General features: G+C 63.2%; 15 protein-coding genes. 11 read left to right on the top strand and 4 right to left on the bottom strand.

Annotation, left to right across the window (positions count from 1 at the left end; genetic code table 11):
• Positions 1-75 precede the first annotated feature (75 nt).
• Positions 76-534: a hypothetical protein gene (locus tag AC1PLA_RS00685; protein WP_249503140.1), complete on the top strand. Its 459-nt coding sequence runs from the start codon at positions 76-78 to the stop codon at positions 532-534.
• A 363-nt stretch (positions 535-897) separates the two neighbouring features.
• On the opposite strand, the gene AC1PLA_RS00690 is transcribed toward AC1PLA_RS00685, so the two are convergent.
• On the bottom strand, positions 898-1,302 hold the full coding sequence (locus tag AC1PLA_RS00690; RefSeq protein ID WP_016902904.1) for a hypothetical protein: 405 nt from the start codon (positions 1,300-1,302) through the stop codon (positions 898-900).
• Positions 1,299-4,649: an nSTAND1 domain-containing NTPase gene (locus AC1PLA_RS00695; RefSeq protein ID WP_481105364.1), complete on the bottom strand. Its 3,351-nt coding sequence runs from the start codon at positions 4,647-4,649 to the stop codon at positions 1,299-1,301. The genes AC1PLA_RS00690 and AC1PLA_RS00695 overlap by 4 nt, the downstream gene beginning before the upstream one ends.
• Before the next feature lie 293 nt (positions 4,650-4,942).
• On the opposite strand from AC1PLA_RS00695, the gene fabV reads away from it, so the two are divergent.
• Both fabV and AC1PLA_RS00705 read left to right on the top strand, forming a co-directional pair.
• Positions 4,943-6,151 carry an enoyl-ACP reductase FabV gene (gene fabV, locus AC1PLA_RS00700; protein WP_481105365.1) on the top strand — a complete coding sequence of 403 codons (1,209 nt, stop codon included), beginning with the start codon at positions 4,943-4,945 and terminating at the stop codon, positions 6,149-6,151.
• A gap of 167 nt (positions 6,152-6,318) precedes the next feature.
• Entirely contained in the window at positions 6,319-6,606 is a 288-nt protein-coding gene (locus tag AC1PLA_RS00705; RefSeq protein ID WP_054591801.1) for a hypothetical protein, read from the top strand.
• Between the two features lie 170 nt (positions 6,607-6,776).
• On the opposite strand, the gene AC1PLA_RS00710 is transcribed toward AC1PLA_RS00705, so the two are convergent.
• A complete protein-coding gene (locus AC1PLA_RS00710) occupies positions 6,777-7,799 on the bottom strand; it encodes a sugar kinase (RefSeq protein ID WP_104561984.1) in 1,023 nt (340 codons plus the stop codon).
• Positions 7,800-8,084: 285 nt separating this feature from the next.
• Here AC1PLA_RS00710 and AC1PLA_RS00715 point away from each other — a divergent pair, with 285 nt between their 5' ends.
• From AC1PLA_RS00715 to AC1PLA_RS00750, 8 genes are all read left to right on the top strand, one after another.
• Positions 8,085-10,865 (top strand): TonB-dependent receptor, encoded by a 2,781-nt coding sequence (locus AC1PLA_RS00715; RefSeq protein ID WP_481105366.1) that lies wholly within the window; start codon positions 8,085-8,087, stop codon positions 10,863-10,865.
• Positions 10,866-11,110: 245 nt separating this feature from the next.
• Positions 11,111-14,311 carry a TonB-dependent receptor gene (locus tag AC1PLA_RS00720; RefSeq protein WP_065047711.1) on the top strand — a complete coding sequence of 1,067 codons (3,201 nt, stop codon included), beginning with the start codon at positions 11,111-11,113 and terminating at the stop codon, positions 14,309-14,311.
• Positions 14,312-14,324: 13 nt separating this feature from the next.
• A complete protein-coding gene (locus AC1PLA_RS00725; RefSeq protein ID WP_065047710.1) occupies positions 14,325-15,302 on the top strand; it encodes a pectinesterase family protein in 978 nt (325 codons plus the stop codon).
• Positions 15,302-16,330 carry a pectate lyase gene (pelA, locus tag AC1PLA_RS00730; RefSeq protein WP_154831173.1) on the top strand — a complete coding sequence of 343 codons (1,029 nt, stop codon included), beginning with the start codon at positions 15,302-15,304 and terminating at the stop codon, positions 16,328-16,330. Before AC1PLA_RS00725 ends, pelA begins: the two co-directional genes overlap by 1 nt.
• An 87-nt stretch (positions 16,331-16,417) precedes the next feature.
• The gene (locus AC1PLA_RS00735) at positions 16,418-20,221 is read left to right on the top strand and encodes a LamG-like jellyroll fold domain-containing protein (RefSeq protein WP_481106250.1); all 3,804 of its coding nucleotides are present in this window, start codon (positions 16,418-16,420) and stop codon (positions 20,219-20,221) included.
• 242 nt (positions 20,222-20,463) lie between these two features.
• Positions 20,464-20,751 carry a hypothetical protein gene (locus tag AC1PLA_RS00740; protein WP_481105367.1) on the top strand — a complete coding sequence of 96 codons (288 nt, stop codon included), beginning with the start codon at positions 20,464-20,466 and terminating at the stop codon, positions 20,749-20,751.
• Between the two features lie 70 nt (positions 20,752-20,821).
• Positions 20,822-21,496: a hypothetical protein gene (locus tag AC1PLA_RS00745; RefSeq protein ID WP_153064754.1), complete on the top strand. Its 675-nt coding sequence runs from the start codon at positions 20,822-20,824 to the stop codon at positions 21,494-21,496.
• Between the two features lie 124 nt (positions 21,497-21,620).
• On the top strand, positions 21,621-21,881 hold the full coding sequence (locus tag AC1PLA_RS00750; RefSeq protein ID WP_481105368.1) for a hypothetical protein: 261 nt from the start codon (positions 21,621-21,623) through the stop codon (positions 21,879-21,881).
• Between the two features lie 316 nt (positions 21,882-22,197).
• On the opposite strand, the gene AC1PLA_RS00755 is transcribed toward AC1PLA_RS00750, so the two are convergent.
• Entirely contained in the window at positions 22,198-24,912 is a 2,715-nt protein-coding gene (locus tag AC1PLA_RS00755) for a hypothetical protein (protein ID WP_153064755.1), read from the bottom strand.
• Positions 24,913-24,914: the final 2 nt, after the last annotated feature.

The raw sequence follows: 24,914 nt of genomic DNA on the forward strand, positions 1-24,914 counted from the left end.
AGGCGGGAAGGTCGTCCGGCGGCCACCGAGGTCGCTCGGGGACGCGCCGCGCTCCGGTCCGCTGCGGAGTCCGTCATGCGCCTGGTCCGGTATCTGTTCGTGTTGATCGTCGTGTTGTCCACCAGCGCCTGGGCGGCGCCTACCCAGGCCGACTTGCCGATCGCCTGGGGCCAGGCCGCACTGCACACGCAGCCGCCAACCGAGCGTGACCTGCGTGTCGGCGTGGCGCCCTGCGAGCTGACCGCGCAGGGCGCGGCGGCACGAACCTGCGACAGCTTGTCCGCCCATACCGACCAGGGCGGTTGCAGCCCGGGCCCGGCCTGTCGGTCATGGGCAGGGCGCGGCGTTGGCAGCACCCATCGCATCGGCACCGGCATGCCCGGCGCGTGGTCTAGCCGCGGCCAGTTCAAGGTGGCTTTCAGCAACGGCTCCGAGCGCGATGACCGGCTGCACCCGGTGGCGCCGCACTGCGCTGCCGGCCTGGCGGACGCGCCGGCCGGCATCCAGCCGCGCGCGCCGGACTGCGTGGGATAAGCAAGAACGTCGCCAGGCGACGCGGGCGACACCGCGGCGGGCCTGCCTGCCGCGATCTACGGTTGGCCGGAGCGCCCGGCAACGCGCACGCCAGCCAGCTCGCAGCGCGGTATATCGCGACCGCCAGGAGTCTCCTCCGTGGCGACTGGTCCAGTGTGCAGGTCGACGGCAGTGGCTTGGCCATCGCTGGCCCAAGTCCCGTGCATGCGCACGCTACGCCGCGCCAACGCACTGCATCAACGTACTACGTCAACGCACCGCAGCAACACATCGCAGCAACACGCAGCAGCAACACACCGCAGCAACACACCGCAGCAACACACTGCCTGGCGGCGAGCCGCCAGACGGTGGTCGACGCAGGGCTTACGGCCGGGGCGGGGTTTCTTGCGGGTTGATCTGCGGATCGTTGCCCACCTGGGGGTCACAGCTGAACCAGGTCTTCTTGTCCTTCCGGCTTTCGTCCTCGACGATGATGGTCAGGAAGATCAGGGTCGGGACGCTATTGGCGTTGGTGACCTGCACGCTGCGGCCGTCGGGGCTGATCGTGGGTTGCCCGATCTGTTTCAAGGCATCGGAACTCAGCAGGCTCCTGATCTTGAAATGCCGGGGGACGACGTCTTCATCGAAGTAGTAGAGCAGCGTCGATGCCTTGTCGTGCTTGTCCACAATCAGCAGGTCCGGGGCGAAGCTGTAGAAATACTCGCCGGCACCGGTGTTGCCGCCGAATCCCACCCGCGCCACCGTGAGCTTGATCTTGAAGTCCGTCATGAGCTGTCCTGTTCCTTGAAAAGCGGGGCATAGAGGGAGACGAATCCCGGGTGGCGGTAGCCCGCGTGATACAGCCATCCGAGCTGTTGCGTAACGGCGCTGCGCTGGCCCAGATGCACCTGTGCGCGAATCCAGGGGTCCAGCAGGTTCTTGTCGCGGCTGTTGCCGATGTCCTTGCCCAACACCGCCACCGCGCGCTGCCACGCCGCGCGGGCGCCGGCCGCGTCGCCGGCGGCGGCCTGTTGTTCGCCCTGCCAGACCAGCGCCTGGGCCAGCGCGGCCAGGCCGAGCAGATCGTCGGGCCTGGCGCGGTGCAGGGCATCCAGTTGCGCAACGATCGGCGCCAGGCCATCGGCGTGGGTGCCCGCGCGCGTGCGCTGCACGCGCTCAAGGCGCAGCGCGATGATGGCGTCCAGCCACTGCCACTCCGGCAGCGGTTGCGCCTGTGTCAGCAACCCGGCCATGGTCTGGCGGGCGCGCTCGAGGTGCCGCACCGCCAGTTCGGGCTGCCCGTCCAACGCGGCCATCCAGCCGATCTGGGCGTCGGCATGCGCCAGATCGCGGCGCCAGGCGACATTGTCCGGCTGCAAGGCCACCAGCGCCTGCAGCATGCGCAGGCTGTCCTGCGCATCGGTCTGCGCCTGGCGCAGCTGGCCGCGCGCCAGTGCCAGGTTGGAGACGCGGATCAGTGAGCCGGCCAGACGCCTGCGCCAGGCATGCGCGTCGGGATCGTGCTCGACCAGCACGCGCAGCATGGCGATCTGCTCGCGGTAACCCTGCTCGGCGGGGGCCAGCGAGCCCTGCATTTCCTGCGCCAGGCTCAGCCAGGACAGGCTGTCCACCAGCTCGTAGCGCAGCGCCGCGTTGTCCGGTGTGCGCGCCAGCAACTGGCGCTTGAGGGCGATCGAGCGTGCAAACAAGCCGATCGCCGCGCCGGTCCGGCCTTGCTCCTTGGCAAGCGTGCCGAGGTTGTTGAGGGCGTAGGACAGTTCCAGTTGCCAGTGCGGATCCTGCGGCGCGGCGCGTACCAGCTGTTCGCAGGCGGCCAGGTACTGCGACCAGTAGCGCTGTGCCACGGGCAACTGCTTGCTCCGGTAGGCAAGATCGCCCAGCCAATACGCGGTCTGCCCGGTTTCGGCATGCGCCTCCAGCGACGCCGGTGCACGCGCACGCGCCTGCTCGGCAGTGGCGGCGGCACGCGTGAATGCCGCCTGCGCCTCGTCCAGCTTGCCCTGGTTCATCAGCACCTCGCCGGTGGTGCGCAGCGCACGGGCGTGGTTGATCAGATCGCCTGTTTGCATGCTCGCGCTGGGCAGGTCCTCCAGGTAGCGCAGCGCGCGGCTGCCTACGCTGTCGAGCAGCTTGAGGTTGCCCACCGTGCGCAACTGCTCGGCCAGGTCGCCCAGCATGTAGCTCACCAGTTGCTGGGCCTGGTCGCGCCGTTGTTCGGCCACCTGCTGCGCTTGCCGCGCCTGCCAGCCCAGCAGCATCGAGGCGCTTGCCAGCACCACCAGCAAGGTCGCTGCCGCTGCATACAGGCCGCGGCGGCGCCGTTGCGAGCGTTCGCAGGCATGCAGGAACGCGTGATCCAGCGCATCCAGATCCTGCGGCATGCGCCGCGCCGCCTCGCGCGCTTCGCTCAACGGGCGCCCGCTGTTGAGCAGGTGATCGCTGCGCCGGCCTTCGGCTGCCCAGCGCTGTGCGGCCAGCTGCAGCCGCTTGCGTGCCTGCAGCAGACGGCGGTTTTCGTGGATCCACTCGGCCGCGCGCGGCCATTGCCGCAGCAAGGCTTCGTGCGCGACCGCAAACCCCGGCTCGCCGGCCACCAGCTCGCTGACGAACAGGCGCGCCTGCACGAAGGCATCCACCAGCACGCGCGCTGCGCCATGCGCCGGCAGCGCCGACCACAGCGCACGCCGCGCGGTCACCGCATCGCTGTCGGGATGGATCACGCTCAGCAAGCTCAGCACCTGGCCCAGCGCCGCCTGTGCGGCAGCCGGCAGGGCACGGAAGGTGTGTTCGGCATGGTGCGCCAATGCGCCTTCCAGCCCGCCCAATGCGCGGTAGGCGGCAAAGGTCAGCAGCCCGTCGTCGCTGCGTTGCGCGTGCAAGGCATGCAGCAGATGCTGCAGCAACGGCAGGGCATCGGGCTGGCGCGCGGTGGCATCGCGCAGCACATCGTCCAGCCGGCTGGCGCTGTCGCGGTCCTCTTCGAAACGCAGCCCGGCCATGGCCGCCGGCACGCGGATGATCTGGCCGATCTCGCCATCGCGCGGCGCCAGCAGATCCACGTGCCCGTCGCCGCGTTTGAGTTCGACGATCTGCGGCAAGGCGTCGATCAGGCGCGGGTAGAAATCGCTGCGGGTGAGCATCAGCACCGCCACCTGCGCGCTGCTGCACAGTGCCTGCAAGGCCGCGGCCAGTGCGGCGCGGTCGGCATCGGTGATCCCGGGCGTGGCCACCAGCGCTTCTGCGTGGTCGATCACCAGCAGCAGATGGCGCTGGGTCTGCGCGCTGTCGCGCGCTGGTGCGCGTTGACGCATCGCCTCGCCAATGGCCGCATGCAGCGGGGCAGGGCGCTGCAGCCACTCGGGCAACGCCGCCATCTGCGCCGGCGAAAACACCGCGCGCCCGCCCGCTTCCCAGTCGCCGAGTGCGCGCGCCAACGTGTCGAGCACATCGCCGCCACGGCATTGCGCCAGGTTGCAGTACGCCACCGCAATGGCTTCCAGCCCATCCAGCCCGCCGGGCTGCGCCAGCAACGGCACCACGCCGGCGCGCAGCAACGAGGTCTTGCCGCAGCCGCTGGCACCGCTCACCAGCACCAGCCCGCGCTGGCTGTGCAATTGCGCGCGCATCGCGCCCAGCACCTGCGCAATCGCATGGCTGCGGCCGAAGAAGACCTCGGCATGAGCGGGATCGAACGCCTGCAGCCCCACGTACGGGCTGCCGTGTCCCCACACCTGCGTGCCCATCACCGCACCGCGATAATCGTCGGGAAACACCACCTTGGGCAGCAGCCGGTACCCGCGCTTGCGGATGGTTTCGATGTAGCGCGGTTGGCGGCTGTCGTCGCCCAGCTTGCGGCGCAGTTGGGCGATGGTCTTGTGCACCGGGTTGTCGCCGTAGAAGCTGCCGTGCCACACCTCGATCAGCAACTGCTCGGCGCTGACCACCTCGCCGGCCCGTTCGGCCAGCGCGATCAGCACTTCCATCATGCGCGGTTCCAGCGCGATGGTCTGGCCGTCGTCGATCAGCGCAAGCCGTTCCGGCTCGACCAGCAAGGGCCCAAGCCGAAACCGCGGGACCGAGCCCAGCTGCGTGACGCGCTCGCTTCGAAGAGACATTCGCTCGGATACCGGTCGCACGGTGGGAGGAGCCTCGACGATCGCCATCAGGCGCGGCCAGGCACGGCACGGCAGGCGCAAAAGTAGCACAGGCGCTGACGCAGGAAATCGATGGTGATCGCCGTTCGTTCGCGTCCGTGCGCGGAAGATGCATGCCCGGTCGTGCGGCATGCCAGGCGCTGCAAGCGGGCTTCACGCAGCGCCATACAGCGGCGTGTGGTGCGCCTCAGGCTGTTTCGCCAGCAGGCCAGCGATTAAGATGCCGCCAGCATCTTGCTGACCAGGAGTCCACGTTGATCATCCATCCCAAAGTGCGCGGCTTCATCTGCACCACCACGCATCCGCTTGGCTGCGAGCGCAATGTGCTCGAGCAGATCGCGGCCACGCGCGCGCGCGGCGTCCGCAACGACGGCCCGAAGAAGGTGCTGGTGATCGGCGCATCCAGCGGCTACGGCCTGGCCTCACGCATCACCGCCGCGTTCGGCTTCGGTGCCGACACGCTGGGCGTGTTCTTCGAAAAACCCGGCAGCCCCAGCAAGGCCGGCACCGCCGGCTGGTACAACTCCGCCGCGTTCGACAAGCACGCCAAGGCCGCGGGCCTGTACAGCAAGTCGATCAATGGCGATGCGTTTTCCGATGCCGCGCGCGAGAAGGTCATCGAGCTGATCAAGACCGAGATGGGCGGCCAGGTCGACCTGGTGGTGTATTCGCTGGCCTCGCCGGTGCGCAAGCTGCCGGGCACGGGTGAAGTGAAGCGCTCGGCGCTCAAGCCGATCGGCAACACCTACACCGCCACCGCCATCGACACCAACAAGGACACCATCATCCAGGCCTCGATCGAGCCGGCCAGCGCACAGGAGATTGAAGACACCGTCACCGTGATGGGCGGGCAGGACTGGGAGCTGTGGATCGACGCGCTGGAAGGCGCCGGCGTGCTCGCCGACGGCGCGCGCAGCGTGGCCTTCAGCTATATCGGTACCGAGATCACCTGGCCGATCTACTGGCACGGCGCGCTGGGCAAGGCCAAGGTCGACCTGGACCACACCGCGCAGCGGTTGAACGCGCGCCTGGCCAAGCGCGGCGGCAGCGCCAACGTGGCGGTGCTCAAGTCGGTGGTCACCCAGGCCAGCGCGGCGATCCCGGTGATGCCGCTGTATATCTCCATGGTCTACAAGATCATGAAGGAAAAGGGCCTGCACGAAGGCACCATCGAGCAGCTCGACCGCCTGTTCCGCGAGCGCCTGTACCGCGAAGACGGCCAGCCCGCCGAGGTGGACGCCGAAAACCGCCTGCGCCTGGACGACTGGGAACTGCGCGACGACGTGCAGGACGCCTGCAAGGCGCTCTGGCCGCAGGTCACCACCGAGAACCTGTTCCAGCTCACCGACTACGCCGGCTACAAGCACGAGTTCCTCAAGCTGTTCGGCTTCGAGCGCAACGATGTGGATTACGACGCCGATGTGGAGACGGACGTGAAGTTCGACTGCATCGAGCTGAGCTGAGAGCAGGGATTCGGGAATCGGGATTTGGGATTTGCAAGAGCGGTGGGTGGCTGCATCGTTGATCTTCGCTGGATCCAAATGCGTTGCGGCAAGGACAATCGGCACGCGATGCCGGCTGTCCTCGCTGTTACGAATCCCCACTCCCCAATCCCAAATCCCCGCCCCCAATGGACAAACTGATTGCCTTTCTGGTGCTGGCCGTTGTGGTCAGCGTGGCCTGTGCCGTGTTGCTGCGCTTCGTCAGGTTGCACTGGTCATTAAAGGCGATCGCCAATCTGTTGATCACCACGGCCGTTGTCTGCGCCGTGGTGATGCAGGACGGCTCTGCACCGCCCTGGAACCACGCCTTGCTGATCACGCTGTTCTTCAGCGTCCCGGCGTCGCTGTGTGTGGTGCTGCTGAGCGCAGGCTTCAAATGGATCACCAACAAACGCCGCAGCCGTGCGCCCGCCTGAAACGCGTGAGCGCAGCGAACAACACCTAGCAAGCACCTGCCCGCTGCCCACGGGCGCATCAGCCCTCAGCGCACCGCGCTCCGTTAGCAACAAGCCTGGACAGAGCGCCGAAAGCCAGCGCTCTTAAGCTCCTTACGATTCCCCAATCCCGATTCCCGATTCCCAGCGCGTCAGCGCCTCACATCAAACCGCGCATCCCCCACGCAGGCCTGCACATCGGCCACCGACAGCGGGTTGAAATCGCCGGGAATCGAGTGCTTCAGGCAGCCGGCCGCCAGGCCGAAGCGCACCGTGTCGTCCAGCGACCAGCCTTCGATCAGGCCGTGCAGCACGCCGGCGGCAAACGCGTCGCCGCCGCCGATGCGGTCGATGATCGGGCTCAGTTCCTCGCTGGGCGCGCGCGCCACCGCACCACTGCGCGGCACCAGCAGTGCGCCCAGGCTGTGGTGGTCCACGTTGTGCGCCACGCGCTGCGTGCAGGCCATCAACTGCAACTGCGGGAATGCGGCAAACGCCTGTGTTGCGGCTGCTTCCACACGCGCCTCCAGGGTGTCCTGCGGGAACTCGCCGCCCAGCACCACGCCGATGTCGCGGTAGTCGGCAAACACCACGTCCGCACAGGCGAACAGCTGGTGCAGGATGCCGCGCGCATCGCCCTGCCAGCGTTGCCATAGCTTGGGCCGGTAATTGCCGTCGAACGAGACCTTGACCCCGGCCGCACGCGCCGCGCGTGCCGCCGCCAGCGTGGCCTGCGCCACGTCCGCACCCAGTGCCGGGCTGACCCCGGACAGATGCAGCCACTGCACGCCGTCCAGCAGGGCCGGCCAGTCGTAGGCGTCGGCCGGGGCCAGCGCAAACGCCGAGTCGGCGCGGTCGTAGACCACTTCGCTGGGGCGGTGGATCGCGCCGGTGGTCAGGAAGTACAACCCCATGCGCCCATCCACCCGCCGCACATGCCGCGTGTCCACGTCATGGCGGCGCAGCTCGCCCAGCACCGCCGCCCCCAGCGGGTTGTCCGCCACCGTGCTGACCATGGCCACGTCATGGCCGAAATGCGCCAGCGACACGCCGACATTGGCCTCGGCCCCGCCGCAATGCACGTCCAGCCGCGGTTGCTGCAGCAGCAGCTCGTGACCAGGCGCCCCCAGGCGCAGCAACAACTCTCCAAAGCACAGGATACGGGCACGACTCATGCGGCAATTACCTCGGCTGTGTGGTGCGTCACGGTGTGGGGGAACCGTCGCGCGTCAGGATGACCATCGGTGTCATTCTAGCCGGCGGCAAACGCGCCGGGCGAGGCCCATGATGCGACGCGCAGTGACCGCTTGCACCCCTTTTGGGCAAATTTGGTGACGTTTTCTGCTGCGCTGCAAGATGTTACGGGAGGATTCAGCTGGTAACGTCGTTTTGACCAGCGGTGTCATTGCCGCTCACAACCAGACTTTCATGTTGTTCATGGACCCTTGGGAGGGGAGGACATGCAATTTCGGACCACCAGCCGGAAGACACCGGTTACCTTGCTGGCGTTGTCGATCGGCCTTGCGCTGAGCGGCCACCTGGCAGCACAAGAAACCACCCAAGCGCCCGCAGAACCGGCCGTCGACCTGGACACCGTCACGGTGACCGGCTATCGCGCCTCGGTGGAAAAGGCCCTGGACATCAAGCGCGGCGAAGCCGGCGTGGTCGATGCGATTGTCGCCGAGGACATCGGCAAGTTCCCCGACCTCAACCTGGCCGAGTCGCTGCAGCGCATCCCCGGCGTGGTGATCACCCGTGAGGCCGGCGAGGGCCGCGCCATCTCGGTGCGTGGCCTGGGCCCGGAGTTCACCCGTGTGCGCATCAACGGCATGGAAGCGCTCACCACCGTCGGCGCCGGCGACCAGAGCGGCGGCACCAACCGCGGCCGCGGCTTCGACTTCAACGTGTTCGCCTCGGACCTGTTCTCGCAGCTGATCGCGCGCAAGACCGCCTCGGCCGATGTGGAAGAAGGCTCGCTCGGCGCCACCGTCGACCTGCGCACCGCGCGCCCGTTCGACTACAACGGCTTCACCTTCGCCGCCAGCGGCCAGGCCGCCTACAACGCCATGGCCGAGAAGGCCAACCCGCGCGTGGCCGCGCTGATCGCCAACACCTGGGCCGACAACACCTTCGGCGCCCTGCTGTCGGTGGCCTACACCGAGCGCGAGGTGCTGGAAGAAGGCGCCAACACCGGCCGCTGGGCCAACGGCCCCAGCAACGGCAACTTCAGCCCCGCCTCCCCGTACGCCGCGGCGCGCTCGGCCGATGTCTACCACCCGCGCTTCCCGCGCTATACCCAGCAGATCCACGACCAGGAACGCCTGGGCGTCACCGGCTCGCTGCAGTGGAAGCCCACCGACCGCACCACGCTGTCGCTGGACGCGCTGTATTCCAAGATCGACGCCAAGCGCGACGAGCGTTACATCGAAGCGATCTCCTTCAGCCGCAACCGCGACGGGCTCACCCCGCGCCGGCCGGAGCGCGACGGCAAGCCGGGCACCATCGTGCGCAACGGCGAGATCCGCAACAACGCGCTGGTCTATGGCGAGTTCGACAATGTCGACATCCGCTCGGAAAACCGCCACGACGAGTGGAACACCAAGTTCACCCAGGTCAGCCTGGACCTGGAGCATCGTTTCAACGACGACTTCAGCATCAATGCCCGGGTCGGCACCTCGCGCTCGGCGCACGAGAACCCGGTGCAGACCACCATCATCATGGACAAGTACGACGTCGACGGGTACAGCTACGACTACCGTGGCAACAGCCGCGCGCCGGTGCTGAACTACGGCATTGACCCGACCAACCCCACCGGTTGGGAACTGGCCGAAATCCGCCTGCGTCCGCAGTCGGTAGACAACGACTTCGACACCGGCCAGATCGACTTCAACTGGAACATCAGCCCCGGCTTCCGCCTCAAGGGCGGCGTGCTGGCCAAGAACTACAGCTTCAGCACTGTCGAGCTGCGCCGCGCCAACGAACTGTCCGTGCCAACCTTCGCCAACGGCAGCACCATCGTGCCGGCCGACCTGACCGAACAGGCCGGGCTCAAGGGCATCAACGGCAGCCCGTCCAGCTGGGTGGTGCCCAACCTGGATGCGGTGGCCGACCTGTTCGGCATCTACAGCAACAGCGGCACCTTCGCCGTGGCGCCGCGCGTCAACAACAGCCGCAGCGTCGAGGAAAAGGACCGCGGCGTCTGGTTGATGGGCGAGTTCTCCACCGACCTGGGCGCCATCCCGTTGTCGGGCAACTTCGGCGTGCGCTATGTGCGCACCGAGCAGGAGTCCACCGGCTATGCGCTGATCAACAACGCACCGGCGCTGACCACCGTGGGCCGCAAGTACAACAACACGCTGCCCTCGTTCAACCTGGTCGCCGAACTGGCACCGGACCTGCTGCTGCGCCTGGGCGCGGCCAAGGTCATGAGCCGCCCCGGCCTGGGCAGCCTCACCCCCGGCGTGACCGTGGCCGTGGCCGGTGGTGCGCGCACCGTGGCCGGCGGCAACCCGGACCTGGACCCGATCGAAGCCACCAACGTCGACCTCGGCCTGGAGTGGTACTTCAACGAAGGCGCCATGCTCGGTGTCGGCCTGTTCTACAAGGACATCGAGAGCTTCATCCAGACCGCGCGCGAAGTGCGTCCGTACTCCAGCAGCGGCCTGCCGGCCTCGTTGCTGGAGGGCACCGGCGCCACCGTCAACGACGACTTTGCTTTCAGCATCCCGCTCAATACCCCGGGCGGCGAATTGAAGGGCGTGGAAGCCAACTACACCCAGCCCTTCACCTTCCTGCCGGGCAAGTGGGCCAACCTGGGCGTGCAGCTCAACTACACCTGGGTCGATTCGCAGATCCAGTACCTGGCCAGCAGCGGCGCACCGGTGATGAAGAACGACCTGCTCGGGCTGTCGCGCTCGTCGTGGAATGCCACACTGTTCTACGAAGGCGAATCCTTCGCCGGGCGCGTATCGGCCACCAACCGCGACGACTACCTCACCCAGGCACCGGGTGCGGAAACCGGCTTCAACGTCGACGGCGTGCACGGCATGACCGGCACCACCATCCTCGACGCCTCGCTGCGCTACAAGATCAGCAAGCAGCTGGAGCTGAGCCTGGAAGGCATCAACCTCACCAACGAAGCCTCCGACGAATGGGTGTCCTCGCCGCGTACCGGCCAGCTGCCGCTGCAGTACGCCGAAACCGGCCGCCAGTACCTGCTGGGCCTGCGCTACAAGTTCTGACCCGCTGTCTGCCCGCTGCGCACACGCGCAGCGGGCCCCGATCCGACGCCTGATCGCTGCGCATGCGTTGCCGTTGCTGCACGCATGCAACGCGGTGGGCGTGATGTTGGAAGCGTCAGGCACCACGCAGCGGACAGTCGCCCGACGACTGCGCAGCGGTGCTGTCGGTCGCTCATGTCGACGCCGGTGGCCCGTGGGGAGGCTGAGCGCGTCATTGCAGCCAGTGCCATTGGAGTGAGTGCATCATGCAAGCCCGTTTGCGTCGTCCCGCCGCCGAGGCAGGCGTCCGCCTGTCCGCCGCACGTCTGTCGGTGGCCATCGTCCTGGCCTTGCACGGTGTGAGCGCTGCCGCGCAAACCGTCGGCCCGCCGGCCACGCCCACCGATGCGGTGGATCTGGACCGCGTGCAGGTCAAGGCCACCTACCGCGAAAGCCTGCAGCAATCGCTGGATGCCAAGCGCTACAGCGTGGAGCAGGTGGATGCCATCTATGCCGAAGACATCGGCAAGTTTCCCGATCTGAACCTGGCCGAATCGATGCAGCGCATCGCCGGCGTCTCCATCGACCGCGAAGGCGGCGAGGGCAAGCAGATCTCCGTGCGCGGTTTGGGTTCGGACTTCACCCGCGTGCGCATCAACGGGCTGGAAGCGCTGGCCACCGCCGGCAGCGGCAGCGATGGCGTCAACCGCAGCCGCGGTTTCGACTTCAATACCTTTGCCTCCGAACTCTTCAGCCGCGTCACCATCAGCAAGACCCAGTCGGCGCAGATGGATGAAGGCTCATTGGGCGCCACGGTCGATCTGCGCGGCTCGCGCCCGTTCGACTTCGACGGCTTCGAAGCGGCCGCGTCCACGCAATACGGCTACAACGATCTCTCGCGGGAAAAGGACCCGCGCTTTTCCGGCCTGATCAGCAACATCTGGGCCGATGGCCGCGTCGGCGCGCTGATGTCGGTGTCCTACAGCGAGCGCCACCTGCGCGAGGAGGGCTACAACCCGGTGCGTTGGGAACACGGCAACTACCGCAACTCCAACCAAAGCACCGCCACCAACAACGGCACCTACGGTTTCTGTTCGCCGGTGGGCTACAACCCGCAGACCCCGCGCAACCCGCTGGCCAACGAAACCCCTGCCGGGATCGGCTCGCAGGCCAACCAGGACCGCAACAACGGCTGGGGTAGCTACGGCATCAGCGCCACCAACTGCGGCACCGGCATCGCGCGCCCGGCCAACACGCCGGAGAACATCCAGGCCTACGAAACCGCCACCAACGCGTGGATTCCGCGCTACCCGCGCTACATCCGCACCGATCACGAGATCAAACGCCTGGGCGTCACCGGCGCGCTGCAATTCAAGGTCAGCGACGACACCCTGCTGAACTTCGACATGCTGTATTCCAAACTGGACAAGGACCAGCGCGAAGACTCGGTCGGCGCCAACCTGCACCGCACCGCCAACTTCGGCGGCAAGACCCAGATCGCGGTGCGCGAAGCGCAGGTGGACGACCAGAACCGCCTCACCTACGGCGTGTTCGACAACGTCGACTTCCGCACCGAATCCAGCAACATCGAAGAATCCACCGAGTTCAAGCAGTTCAGCCTGGACCTGCAGCACCGCTTCAACGACCAGGTGCGCGTCAATGCATTGGTCGGCCACTCGACCTCGGACTACGAACGCCCCGAGTTTTCGATGGTGAGTTTCGACAACACCAACCTGGACGGCTTCGTGCTGGATCGGCGCGGTGGCGGCGATTACCCCAGCATGAGTTTCCCGTTCGACGCGGGCAACCCGAATAACTGGCAGTGGCTTGGCTATGGCGCAGTGCCGGTCAACAGCAACGGCACCGCGCGCGGCACCAACATCAGCGAGGTGCGGCTCAACCCGCAGTCGGTGGGCAATACCTTCGACACCGCCAAGGTGGATCTGGAATTCAACATCAGCCCCACCTTCACCTTCCGCACCGGGCTGGCCTACAAGAACTACGACATGGACACGTCGGAGTCGCGCAACATTTCCTACGGGCGACTGGCGCAGGCACTGCCGGCCGGTGTGGGCGTGGGCGATTTAAGCACCAACCTGGACGGCTTCGGCCGCAGCTTGAACGGCAGCTTCCCCACCACCTGGGTGATTCCGGATTTCCAGAAGGTCGCCGACCTGCTCAACATCAATTGCGATTGCGACACCGGCGTGCCCGGCGGCGACTACCGCCTGGCCGATGTCGGCCACTTCGGCTCGTCCAACAACAATTTCGCCGTCAACGAAAAGAGTCTGGGCACCTACCTGCAGCTGGACTTCAACACCGACCTGTGGGGCCGCGCGCTGCGCGGCAACCTGGGCGTGCGCTATGTGCAGACGCAGATCGCCGCCAGCGGCTATGCACCATGCACGGCCACCGCCGCCGGCGCGATTTCGCCCAACTGCCAGTCGTTCTTCGGCGTGGCCAGCGCCACCGCCGCGGCCGGCGAGCGCCTGCTGGTGCCCACCACCGTCAACCACAACTACCGCGACATCCTGCCCTCGTTGAACCTGTCCTGGGATGTCAGCGACGAGGTGGTGCTGCGCTTTGGCGCGGCCAAGACCATGGCGCGCCCCACGCTGGCGTACCTGTCGCCCAGCGTCAGCGGCGGCCCCACCCAGTATTTCGACGACGGGCGTTTTTTCTCGATCAACCTGGGCAACCCCAAGCTCGACCCGTTCCGCTCCACCAACTACGACCTCAGCGCCGAGTGGTATTTCCGCGAAGGCTCGCTGCTGTCGGCGGCGGTGTTCTACAAGGACATCGACAGCTACGTGCAGCGCACCCGCGTGCTCAGCACCTGGGAAGCGATGGGCTACTCGCTGGACCTGCTGCCGGCCGGCTTCACGCCGGACACCATCTTCAACGTGCAGAGCTACTTCAACACGCCCGGCGGCCCGCTCAAGGGCTTCGAGCTGACCTACCAGCAGGCCTTCGACTTCTTGCCCGGCTTCTGGCGCAACTTCGGCGTGCAGCTCAACTACACCCAGGTCGATTCCAAGATCAATTACCTGTTCAGTACCGCAGGCAGCAGCAATACCAGCATCACCACCACCGCCACCGAGCGCGACCTGCTCAATCTCTCGCCACAGTCCTACAACGCCACCGTCTATTACGACGACGGCCGCTTCAGTGCGCGCGTGTCCACCAGTTATCGCGATGGCTACATCAACAACATCCTCGCCCAGGAAGACGTCTACGACCTGGATGGCAAGCGCCTGGTCACGGCCGACGTGACCGGCAAATACAGCGTGGAAAACGTGGATTTCAACATGTCCTACAAGCTCAACGACCAGCTGTCGCTGACCTTCGAGGCCATCAACCTGCTCGACACCCCCGACCGCCGCTACGTCGATTCCACGCTGGAACTGCCCGACAAGTACACCGTTACCGGGCGCCAGTACTACATCGGCGCGCGCTACAAGTTCTGACCAGGAGAGCGACATGCAAGTGCATCGCAGAACCGTCTTACGTCAGTTGGCCGCCACCGCGTTGGTGGCCGTGGCAGGCCTGTGCAGCAACGCCGCCATTGCCGCCGACCCGGTCTACACCGTGGCCAAGCAGGGTAGCGCCGGCTACCGCACCGTGCAGGCCGCCATCGATGCCGCCGTGCAGGGCGGCAAGCGCGCGCAGATCAACATCGGCGCCGGCACCTACCAGGAGCTGATCGTGGTGCCGTCCAACGCACCGGCGCTCAAGCTCACCGGCGCCGGCGCCACCCAGACCGTCATCACCTACGACAACTACGCCTCACGCATCAATCCGGCCACCGGCACCGAGTACGGCACCTCCGGCTCGTCCAGCGTCATCATTGCCGGCAACGACTTCACTGCCGAGCAACTGAGCTTCGGCAATCACGCCGGCCCGGTCGGGCAGGCGGTGGCGGTGCGCGTGGATGGCGACCGCGCCGCGTTCCGCAACGTGCGTTTCCTCGGCTACCAGGACACGCTGTACCTGCGCGGCGCCAAGCTGTCCTACTTTCTCGACTGCTATGTCGAAGGCACCGTGGACTTCGTGTTCGGCGCCGGCACCGCGCTGTTCGAGAACGTGCAACTGCACTCGCTGGGTGACGGCTATCTCACCGCCGCCTCCACCCCGCAGGAGAGCGCACGCGGCTTCGTGTTTCGCAATGCGCGCGTCACCGCTGCCAGCGGCGTGACCCGCGTGTTCCTGGGCCGGCCGTGGCGGCCGTATGCCAGCGTCAGCTTCATCGGCAGCCAGCTGGGCGCGCACATCCTGCCCGAGGGCTGGAACAACTGGGGCAACACCGCCAACGAGGCCACCGCCCGCTACAGCGAGTACCAGAGCAGCGGCGCCGGCGCCAACCCGTCGCGCCGCGTGAAGTGGTCGCGCCAGCTCACTGCTGCGCAAGCCGCCGCGCTGGACCGCAACACCATCCTCGGCACCTGGAGGCCGTTCTGATGCGCAAGCTCACCACCTTCGCCCTCGCCACCGCGCTGCTGCTGGCACCGCTGTCCGCACTGGCCGACAAGATCGCCGACAACATGCTGTTGCTGCAGACCGCCTCCGGTGGCTGGTCCAAGCAATACAAGGGCGTTGCCGTCGACTACAACCGCACCTTCACCGCTGCGGAAATCGCCGAGCTGCAGCAACCCGGGCGCAAGGACGACGCCACCATCGACAACAAGGCCACCACCTACGAGATCGGCTACCTCTCCACCCTCTACAAGACCGAGAAGAACGCCAAGTACGTGGCTGCCGCCAAGCGCGGCGTGGACTATCTGCTCACCGCGCAATACGCCAACGGCGGCTGGCCGCAGTTCTACCCGGACCTGTCGTCCTACCATCACCAGATCACCTACAACGACGATGCAATGGTGCGGGTGCTCAACCTGCTGCAGGACATCAGCGAGGGCAAGGGCGACACCGGCGCGCTGCTGCGTGCCAGCCACGGTGCACGCGCGCGCCAGGCGGTGACCAAGGGGCTGGAATGCGTACTCGCCACCCAGGTCAAGATCGGCGGCACGCTCACCATCTGGGGCGCGCAATACGACGAGGTCACGCTCAAGCCGGCCAAGGCGCGTGCGTATGAGCTGGCCTCGCTGGCCTCCAGCGAGTCGGTCAGCATCGTGCGCTTTCTGATGCGCCAGCCCACTCCGTCCGCACAGATCAAGGCATCGGTCGAGGCCGCTGCGCGCTGGTTCGACACCCACCGCATGCGCGATCTGGCCACCAAGAAGATCGACGACCCCACCCAGGAAACCGGGCAGGACGTGATCCTCGTCGCGCAACCGGGTGCGTCACTATGGGCACGCTTCTACGACCTGCAGAATCAACGCCCGCTCTATGCCAACCGCGACGGCAAGGCCTTGACCGAGTACATGCAGGTGCCCAACGAGCGCCGCGTCGGTTATGCCTGGCACGGCACCTGGCCGGACAAGCTGTTGAAGGACGACATTCCCAAGTGGCGCACCGCCAACGGTCTGTAAGTGCGTCGTCGCCACCGCGTGCAAGCACGCGGTGGCTGTTTTACGTTTGGAATTGACGAGGTGAGCGTGTCGAAGTTCTTGTTGGGAATGCTGTGCCTGATCGCGCTGCCGGTGAGCGCGGCCACCACCACCGTGCCGGAGCTGTTGTTCCGGGTGTCGGCCGACCGCGACCTGCAGGCCGATGTCGCCCGCGGCGACGGCGTGCCCAACTTCCGCGACAAGATCACACTGGTGCCCACCGGCAAACGCGGCAACGCCATCGAATGGGCCGACGACGGCGTGCTGTCGTGGAATGCGCCCGGCAATCTCTACACCCAGCGCGGCACGCTCGGCTTCTTCTGGCGCGCGCGTTATCCCGTGGGCGAAGCGCCGTTCGTGATCTTCCGCGTCGGCTACGCCGACCACACCAGCTGGGACATGGCCTGGCTGCGCATCGACTGGAACGGCCACGGCTTCGATGCCTTCGTCACCGACGCCAACCTCGCGCGCACCCGCGTCTCCTTCAAGCTCGACAAGGCCCCGGCTGCCAGCGACTGGACCCACATTGCGTTTGCCTGGGACGAAACCCGCGGCGTGCGCCTGTATGTCGATGGCAAGGAAGCCGCACGCGTGGACTGCGGTGCGCCCTGCGCCAACGGCGGCGCGCTCGACTTCGACGCCGCGCTGGACCAGTTCGGCCTGGCCGGCCGCGTCATGTCGCCGCACCAAGTGCAGAGCCGCTACAACTTTTTGCGCGGCAGCGACTTCGACGAGATCCGCATCTACGACCGCATGCTCGACGCCAGCGGCGCCGCCGCGCTGGCACGCCTGCAGGAGCCCGCCACCGCCGAGCCGGCCACACCGGCATCGCAACACGCCGCCTTCCTGCACCGCTACGGCTGGGACAACGGCCACGCACCGCCGCTGCTGGACGCACCGGTCACCCGCATCCGCAAGGTGGAGTTCGCCGACGCGCGCGACCTCAAGCAATGGATGTGGAAGGCCACCGACGGCATTGCCGAGACCACCTGGCCCGGCGTCTACAACCGCTCGCGCCTGCCCGGGCGCGACGACTACTTCCAGCTGCCGGACTGGAACACCTATGTCGAAGGCGGCAAGGCGCTGGACCTCACCCTGCCGGACGAGCCGGTCAACCGCATCGAGCTGCGCGGCGCCGCCTACGGCCAGGCCAGCTACGCCGCGCCCAACGCACAGGCGCAGCCGCTGTTCGCGCGCAGCCAGGGCGTGGTGCGCAGCGTGGACCAGTTCGCCGAGCGCCGCGGCGGCACGCTGCGCTTTGCCAACACCGCGCAGGAAACCCCCATCCAGGAAATCTGGGCCTACAACGTGCAGCCAGGCGCCGTGCCCAAGGGCAGCGCGCAACTCAGCTACACCGTGCGCAGCGACATCCAGCCCGACTACGACAACCTCGCCCCATTGCGCGCTGTCATCGCCGGCCGCTACCCGCCCGGCGAGCGCCAGACCGTCATTGCGCTGCCCACCAAGGCACCGGCGCGCAAGCGTCCCAGCGACAAGGCCGCGGCAAGCGCGCAGCAGCCCATCGTGCACATCCTGGTGCCCTCCAGCCTGGGTGACCCGCCGCCGGACCAGGCGTTGATGCGCAGCTGGTCCTACGGCTGGGAGAACATGCACGACGGCCTGGACGGCATCGCCATCACCCTGCCGGCGCTCAACCTGCCGGCCACCCACAACGGCAGCATCCCGCTCAACATCCGCATCAAGGACCCCATCTGGCCCGCGCGCGACATGATCGATGTCTCGGTCGCGGTCGCCCCCGGCCAGGGCCGCACCCTGTGGCTGGACCTGCGCGACCGCATCCTCAGCAACGACAGCCTGATGCTCAGCATCGCCGCCGCCGCACCCGGCTTCAACGCCAACGCGCTCGACGGCACCCAGCTGCAGCTGGTGTTCAAGCCGCGCGCCGAGGCCATCACCGAGCACGTCGCCGACCGCTTCAACCAGGTCAAGGACAACTGGGGCTTTCTGGTGGAAGAGCACACCACCTCCAAGCGCCAGCTGCTCTACAAGCGCCTGGACGCCGACATCACCGACCTGCTGCGCGTGGACCCGGACCACGCCCTCGGCCGCCAGTACTGGAACGACATCAGCTACGCCAACCAGGGCGCGTTGCCTGTCGATCTGCCCACCGTGCCCAAGGGCGTGCCTGCCTGGGCGTTCTGGCAGCTGCAAGACCTCAGCGCCACCCGCCGCTATATCCGCTGGTGGATCGAGCAGCGCCAGGTGGCCTACGGCGATTTCGGCGGCGGCATCTCCGACGATTCGGACCTGGTGCAGCAATGGCCCGGCGTCGCCCTGATGGGCGTGGACCCGGACATGCTCAACGCCTCCATGCTGGCGCTGTCCGATGCCAACTACCGCAACGGCATGTTCACCAACGGCCTGTCCACCATCGAAACCGACGAGCTGCATTCCTACGAGGAGGGCATCAACCTCAACAGCGCCCTGCTGTATCTCAACTGGGGCGACCCGCGCACCGTCGAGCGCCTGATGCAGACGGTCAAAGCCTTCGACACCATCATCCAGGTCAACCCGCAAGGCCACCTGCTGTTCGCCAGCAACTGGTTCGGCGGCCGCAAGGTCTACCGCGAGCCCAACTGGCAATGGCAAAAACCGTACTCCTTCCCCATCGTGCACCCGGCCATCCTGCTGGGCGGCTATAACGCCGACCCCAACAGCCGCCGCATCGTCACCGGGTTGGCGGACGGCTATCTCGCCCACGCCTACACCAACGCCAAGGGCAATTGGGCGCTACCCAACGAGATCAACTGGCAGACCGGCAAGACCCGCGGCGGCGAACTGTTCGAAGGCAGCGGCGGCGCCGACACCTTGCACACCTTCTGGGCCGCCTACCGCTTCACCGGCGAGCAGCGCTATCTCAAGCCCATCGACTACCGCGTCGCCAACAGCGGCCCCAACGGCCTGTCGCTGCTCAACGAAAACTTTCTCGATGTCATGGGCAAGCGCAACGACTGGAGCGGCAAGCTCATCGATGCGGCAAACAAGGACGACGGCAGCGCGCCGGACTTCCCGCACCATGTGGCCTGGGAGCAGACCGGCAATCTGGATTATCTCGCCGCCATTTACCGCAGCGAGGCAAGAGAGAAACTGCAGAACTTCTACATGAACACCGAAGGCCACTGGTGGAGCGACCGCGTGGAATCCCCCACGGTCAACCTGCAGCGCGCACGCCTGGGCGGCGTGGCCCTCAAGCGCAATCAAACCTACCCCGGCCACACCGTGAGCTGGCGCTTCGCCGACCCAGAGGCCGCAACCCAAGTAGCCATCGCCATCCCCGCACCCCAGCAAGACCGCTTCACCGTCATCGCCTACAACACCTCCAGTAAAACCCAACGCGCCAGCATGACCGGCTGGAACGTCGCCCCGGGCCAATGGCGCATCACCCAGGGCGTGAGCAAAGGCAATGACGGCAAGCTCGACAGCAACGCCAAAACACAAGAGCTCGCTTTCGAAAAAAGCGCGGTCATCGACATCGACTTCCCCGCAGGCCGCACCACCGTCCTGCAGCTCGAACGTATCGCCGCCTCCACCCCGGTCGAACTGCGCCCGGACCTGGGCATTGGCCACGGCGATGTGCGTGTGACTGCAGACGCCATTGAAGTGACCGTGCACAGCCTCGGCCATGCCGATGCACCGGCCGGGTTTGTGGTCTTGGAGGATGCGCGTGGCAAGGAGCTGGCACGGGGCGCATTTCCGGCGTTGGAGGCTCCGCGGGATTTAATGCCTAGGTCGGCGGTTGTGCGGTTGGCGGTGTCAGGTGCTAGCGCTGGTAAGGGCGCGCAGTTGCGTCTGGTAACGGAAGGCGAGGTTTCAGAGGTGACCCAACGCAACAACACGCTGGCATTGCCTTGAAAGTAGGCAGCAAGCTCGATCGGCCGATTGCTAGATCTCGGCGTTAGGCCGCGAGTAACCCCGCCTAACAGGATGAGCCCGCAGGGAGGCGGCCTAACACCCTGCGTCAAAGGCAGGGAAGCAGCTGAAAAGTTATAAACTCCAGATATTTGTAGCAATTGACCACGCCCAAGGAGTCAGCGAGGATCGTTTTAGGTCGTTCTTGGCAGTCCAATAGTAGTTAGACCTTAGGAGAAAATTTCATGGGTGATGTTGATACGGGTCTAGTCAATCAGTACGCAACTCGCGTGCATCAGTTAGCCGTAAAAGCACAACATGGCGCCGAGGTCAACGCCGAACTCGGTGTCACAGTAGCTGCGGCTGTCGATCACTTTGCACTCGTCCATAACCCGGCTGCCCAGTTGGAGGCCTTCATTGGGCAGCTCAAGTTCAACGCCGAACTGATTCGGGATAAATCGCCCGTGCATGCGGACATTCTGCTGTGCGCCACAACAATGGCTTCTCGGGCCTCCAGTGAGCCTGGGACCTAAAAATTCGTTGAAGCCGACGTCGTTTCGCAACGCTGCTTAATTTGCGGCGCTAGACAGGGGGAGACAGAACTTGGCAGACTCTCAAAGCATGATCTCGCAAGTTATGCGAGATGTAGATTCGATCATTGATCGTCAGAGGACGCTTGATCAGGTAAAAGACGCATTGTTAGATCGAGCTGAGAATCCCCACGAAGAGGACTTTATCTACGATGAAGTGTACGGAGGGGAGCGCACGACAAAGGAAGTTATCGAAGGCGTAACTATTGAGAGGACCGTGCTTCATCGTCGCGGGAAGCGAGATAAAGATATCAATGGCGCAGATCTACTTTTTGAGATTGTCGGCGAGAAGTACATCTTGGTTCAATACAAAAAAACAGCACCATCTGATCGCGTGACCAAGGATTCTGAGCAGCTCGAAGAGCTTATCGAGTGCTGCTCAAATTACTGTCCACCTTTTAGCTACGAAATGCTAGGCAGCTGTGGTTCTTGGTACTGCATCATAGATGGTAGTAATCTTAAATATATGCCGGCATGTGTGGCAGACAAAAAATTTGGAAGTAATGCGAGCGTGACGAAGAGAACATTCGATAAAGCATTGGATAGATCGGGGTTTCTTGATTTGTTCGCGAAATGCTACATCGGAGCCCGCGTGAATGAGTGGGATCATTCCCCTGCTGCTCTAATGAAATTCGCGGCCAAGTCTACTGACCCGTTGATCATTGTTCGTCAGTTCGGTTTTCTCTAGCCCGCTGTCTAACAATTCGTTCAAGCCGAGCCCGCTTTGCGGCTCGGCTTAAATGGTGACATGTAACATTCCCGAGCCGCGGTCCGGCTTAACTCAGGCGTTAATCACTAGGAGAGAAATCAACTTGGACCAGCAAAAAACCATCATGTTGTCGGCTGCGCTTCGCGGCCAAGGCAAGTTCCGCAACGCAATCGACGCAGTGAGTGCTGCTCTCGCGTCGTTCGATTCCACATACTTGGCACTTGCCTACCGAGAGTTGTTCCTTGCCGCTGCCGAAGGCGGATTTGATCCTCAAGCACGTCAGTATGCTGAAATTGTGCTACTGCTTGAGCCAGGCCTGCCGAGCGCGTTGAAGTACTTGGGACGCAGCCAAGCCAGCGGCTAACAGTTCATTCAAGCCGATGCCACTTTGGGGTGCCGAAGAATGGGGTTAGTTTACTTAAAGAAGTCAACCTGACCCCGTTCCCACCCCGTTCCCGTCCCATGAATTAAGAGCGGGAGTAGGTTCACTTAAAAACAAACTAACCCAGTTTCCGCCCGCAACAATGAGTTCATCCAAAGGTGAAGAGTACGTTGCAAGCCTTGTCACTATCACTGCTGAGACTGCATAAATAGAAAAATCCGGCTACCGACCATCGCGGTCTTACTAGACTAATAAAACTGACTGGATAATTTTTAGCCTGCTTAATGCATAAGAATGACTACCTTCTAGTAAAGGCTGCCAAGCGGCGATATGAGGGCGTTCGAGATAGATTAGGGGCAATCTCGCTAACTATTTGGAGCGCGGTTCCGAGCTCATGTGGAATAGGTGTCCCATCGTTTCCGCTTATAGTTAAGTCAAATATATCGAGCAATGCTGATGCTTTTTCAGAATTGTTGATTACCTCCGATACTCGGTTTCGATTCTCTGATCGAAGGCCGTAGTCATGTAGCGACCACGACTCGAAGGGAATGAGAAAGCGCCGAATTGAATTAGTAGCTTTGACAAAGCATTCTCCGCATGAAGCCGGCAGCCGCGCAAAGCCCCTGGAAATTGCAGGAGACGCTAGGGTTGATTCTTGGGGCCAGACACGACTTAAAAAAACAAAAACACAGTCGGAAAATATTTTTTCTACCGCTTTGTTCGGGATTTTAACGTCCGGTAAGTTGGCCATATTTACTACATAGTCGCTCATTAATCTGGCTATAGCTGAGCGAATTTCGTCAGTAGCAGAGCGAAGCATTTGAGTTGTGGCTTCTTCCGAGACAACCGGCGATCGACTTTCATTCAACGAGTGCAGTATTTCAAGTACTACGCTTACTGCAAGGTTTTTGCGTATTTGCTTACCCATTCTCTCATCTGTTACGCGTGTTACAAAAGAGTCACCCAAAAGTACAAGTACATTTCCGAATCGACGACGCCAGGCAAGTGCGCGCCAAAGTACCAAAGATTCTTTTGTGTCTTCTAGCAATGGTTTTATAATCTTGCACTTAGTCCAATCATTGTCTGCATGCAGAAAATAATCCAAAGCCTCCTGGATAATACGATATCGAAAAATGAGTTGAGATCGTCCCTTTGACGATAGGCACGCGTCTCGCATTGACCGTATCATTAAGTCTAAATCAAAGGGGTTTTGATCTTCAGTGAGTTTAGGGCAGCACTTAAGGAATGCACCTACCATTCTCCCTGCGGGCGTGTTTAAAGTATCAAGATCTTCGGGGTCTTCTATGTCATACCCCTGAACATCTGTATTAAGTGGGTCTAATTCTTTAGATTCGTTAGCGCTGGTAAGTGCTGCAGAAATAGGCCAAAGCTTCATCCACACTGCTTTAAATCGCCCGCTATCTTTTAGCGCCTGGCCCCACGTATCCATCCACGCTGTAAGCCCGTTTATAGCAGTTGTGCAAGTGTCGCGATCAAGTTTGTCAATTAAGTTTAAAAGTGTATTCGCCTCCTCGGAATTGGTAACAGGGCTTTCATCATTTAGCTGATTTAACCTGTGCGCCCACGACAAGCGCAGCCATACCGCAGAGAAACTCTTGCCTACTTCTGGATCTACTTTAAGATCATCAATCAAAGCGGCAAGATTAGAGGGCTTATCAATCCAGCTTGAAGCTGCGCGCGAACGATCTAGTTCCCAGCCACTTTCTTCCGTCGTAAGGTCCTTTTCTAAAAGTGCTAATCTTTCAGTGCCTGAGCAACTATCATATTCGGCGACCGAGGCCTCGCCAATCCACTTGGCTTTTTTAAAGGTCCAGTAGTCTTCATCGAAAGCACTCATATCAACGACATTAGGTTGGTCTCGGATGATCTCTTTATACCAAGCTTCGATGTATGGCGGAATTGACCCTCCAGCCACTTCAATCCTTCTAATCTCGCGCGCTGCACGGTAACGTCGTGCCTTATTTACCCGCGCCTTGTCTGTAGATCCCCAGAAAGAGGAAGGTGGACCCTTCTTGATTCTCTTTAAAACTAATTTTTGTTCCTCATGTTTCATTTCAAAAAAGCGGATTGCACGCATTTCAGATATTTCAGGGTGTGACTGAAGAGACCAAAACTGGTCATCGTCGCAATTTTGGAGCACCGCGAAGACGGTTGAGGCTGCCGCATACTGTTTGTCGCGGGCCATAACTGCCCATAGGCGTTGCCTAAGATTATCGCCGGCCGCAAGCCATCTTTCAGTAAATCGTATCGCGGAATCGGCGTTTAACTGTCCAAGGCGCTTGACTACAGAGAATAATAATTTGGTAACAGCTTGGAGTCCTGTGCCGAATTCATCTGGTTCATGCTCATCGTCTGGCAAGTCTTTAGGAGAAACGTAATAGACACGCCGAGGAATCCCAATACGCCATGAGCTCATCTTTGAGCGTAGAGCGATAGCTTGTGATTTTCCTATAACAAATTCCAGCTCATCGGCCAGTTCGACCAGGAAATCGATATCGCTTATGTCGTTAATTCCGATTTTATCGGGGTCAATGGGATGTGGTGCCTGAACGTCAATGCTGATGAGTTGATCAGTATTTAGCGCAGTTCTCTTTTTACGTTGACTAGATTCAGTTTCGCGCCTCATATGCGATGCGGCGAAGACCGGTTTAACTAGGCCTACAATGCGTCCAATGATATCGCCTGATCTATCACTGGCGGCTAGTCTTCGTTCGACATCTATCTGATCTACACCATTTAGATCCGGTGGGGCGCCAGAATTCCATGATTCAAGCAGTAGATGCCAAGCGTCGCGCCAAGGCTGCGAAAGCGAGCTCGAAAAGAAATCCAGTTCCAGCGTAATAGCAAGTCGTTCGACTGACTGCCTGGGATCTAAATTTATTGCCCAATCTAATATTTCTCTTTCCTCCATTCTTTGATTTATAAAAATTCTAATTGTTGTCACAATTCGATCATCGGCTTTTGACAGGCTGAGTGCGCTTCGATTGATCATGG

The sequence above is a fragment of the Xanthomonas sp. NCPPB 1826 genome, from assembly GCF_056725285.1.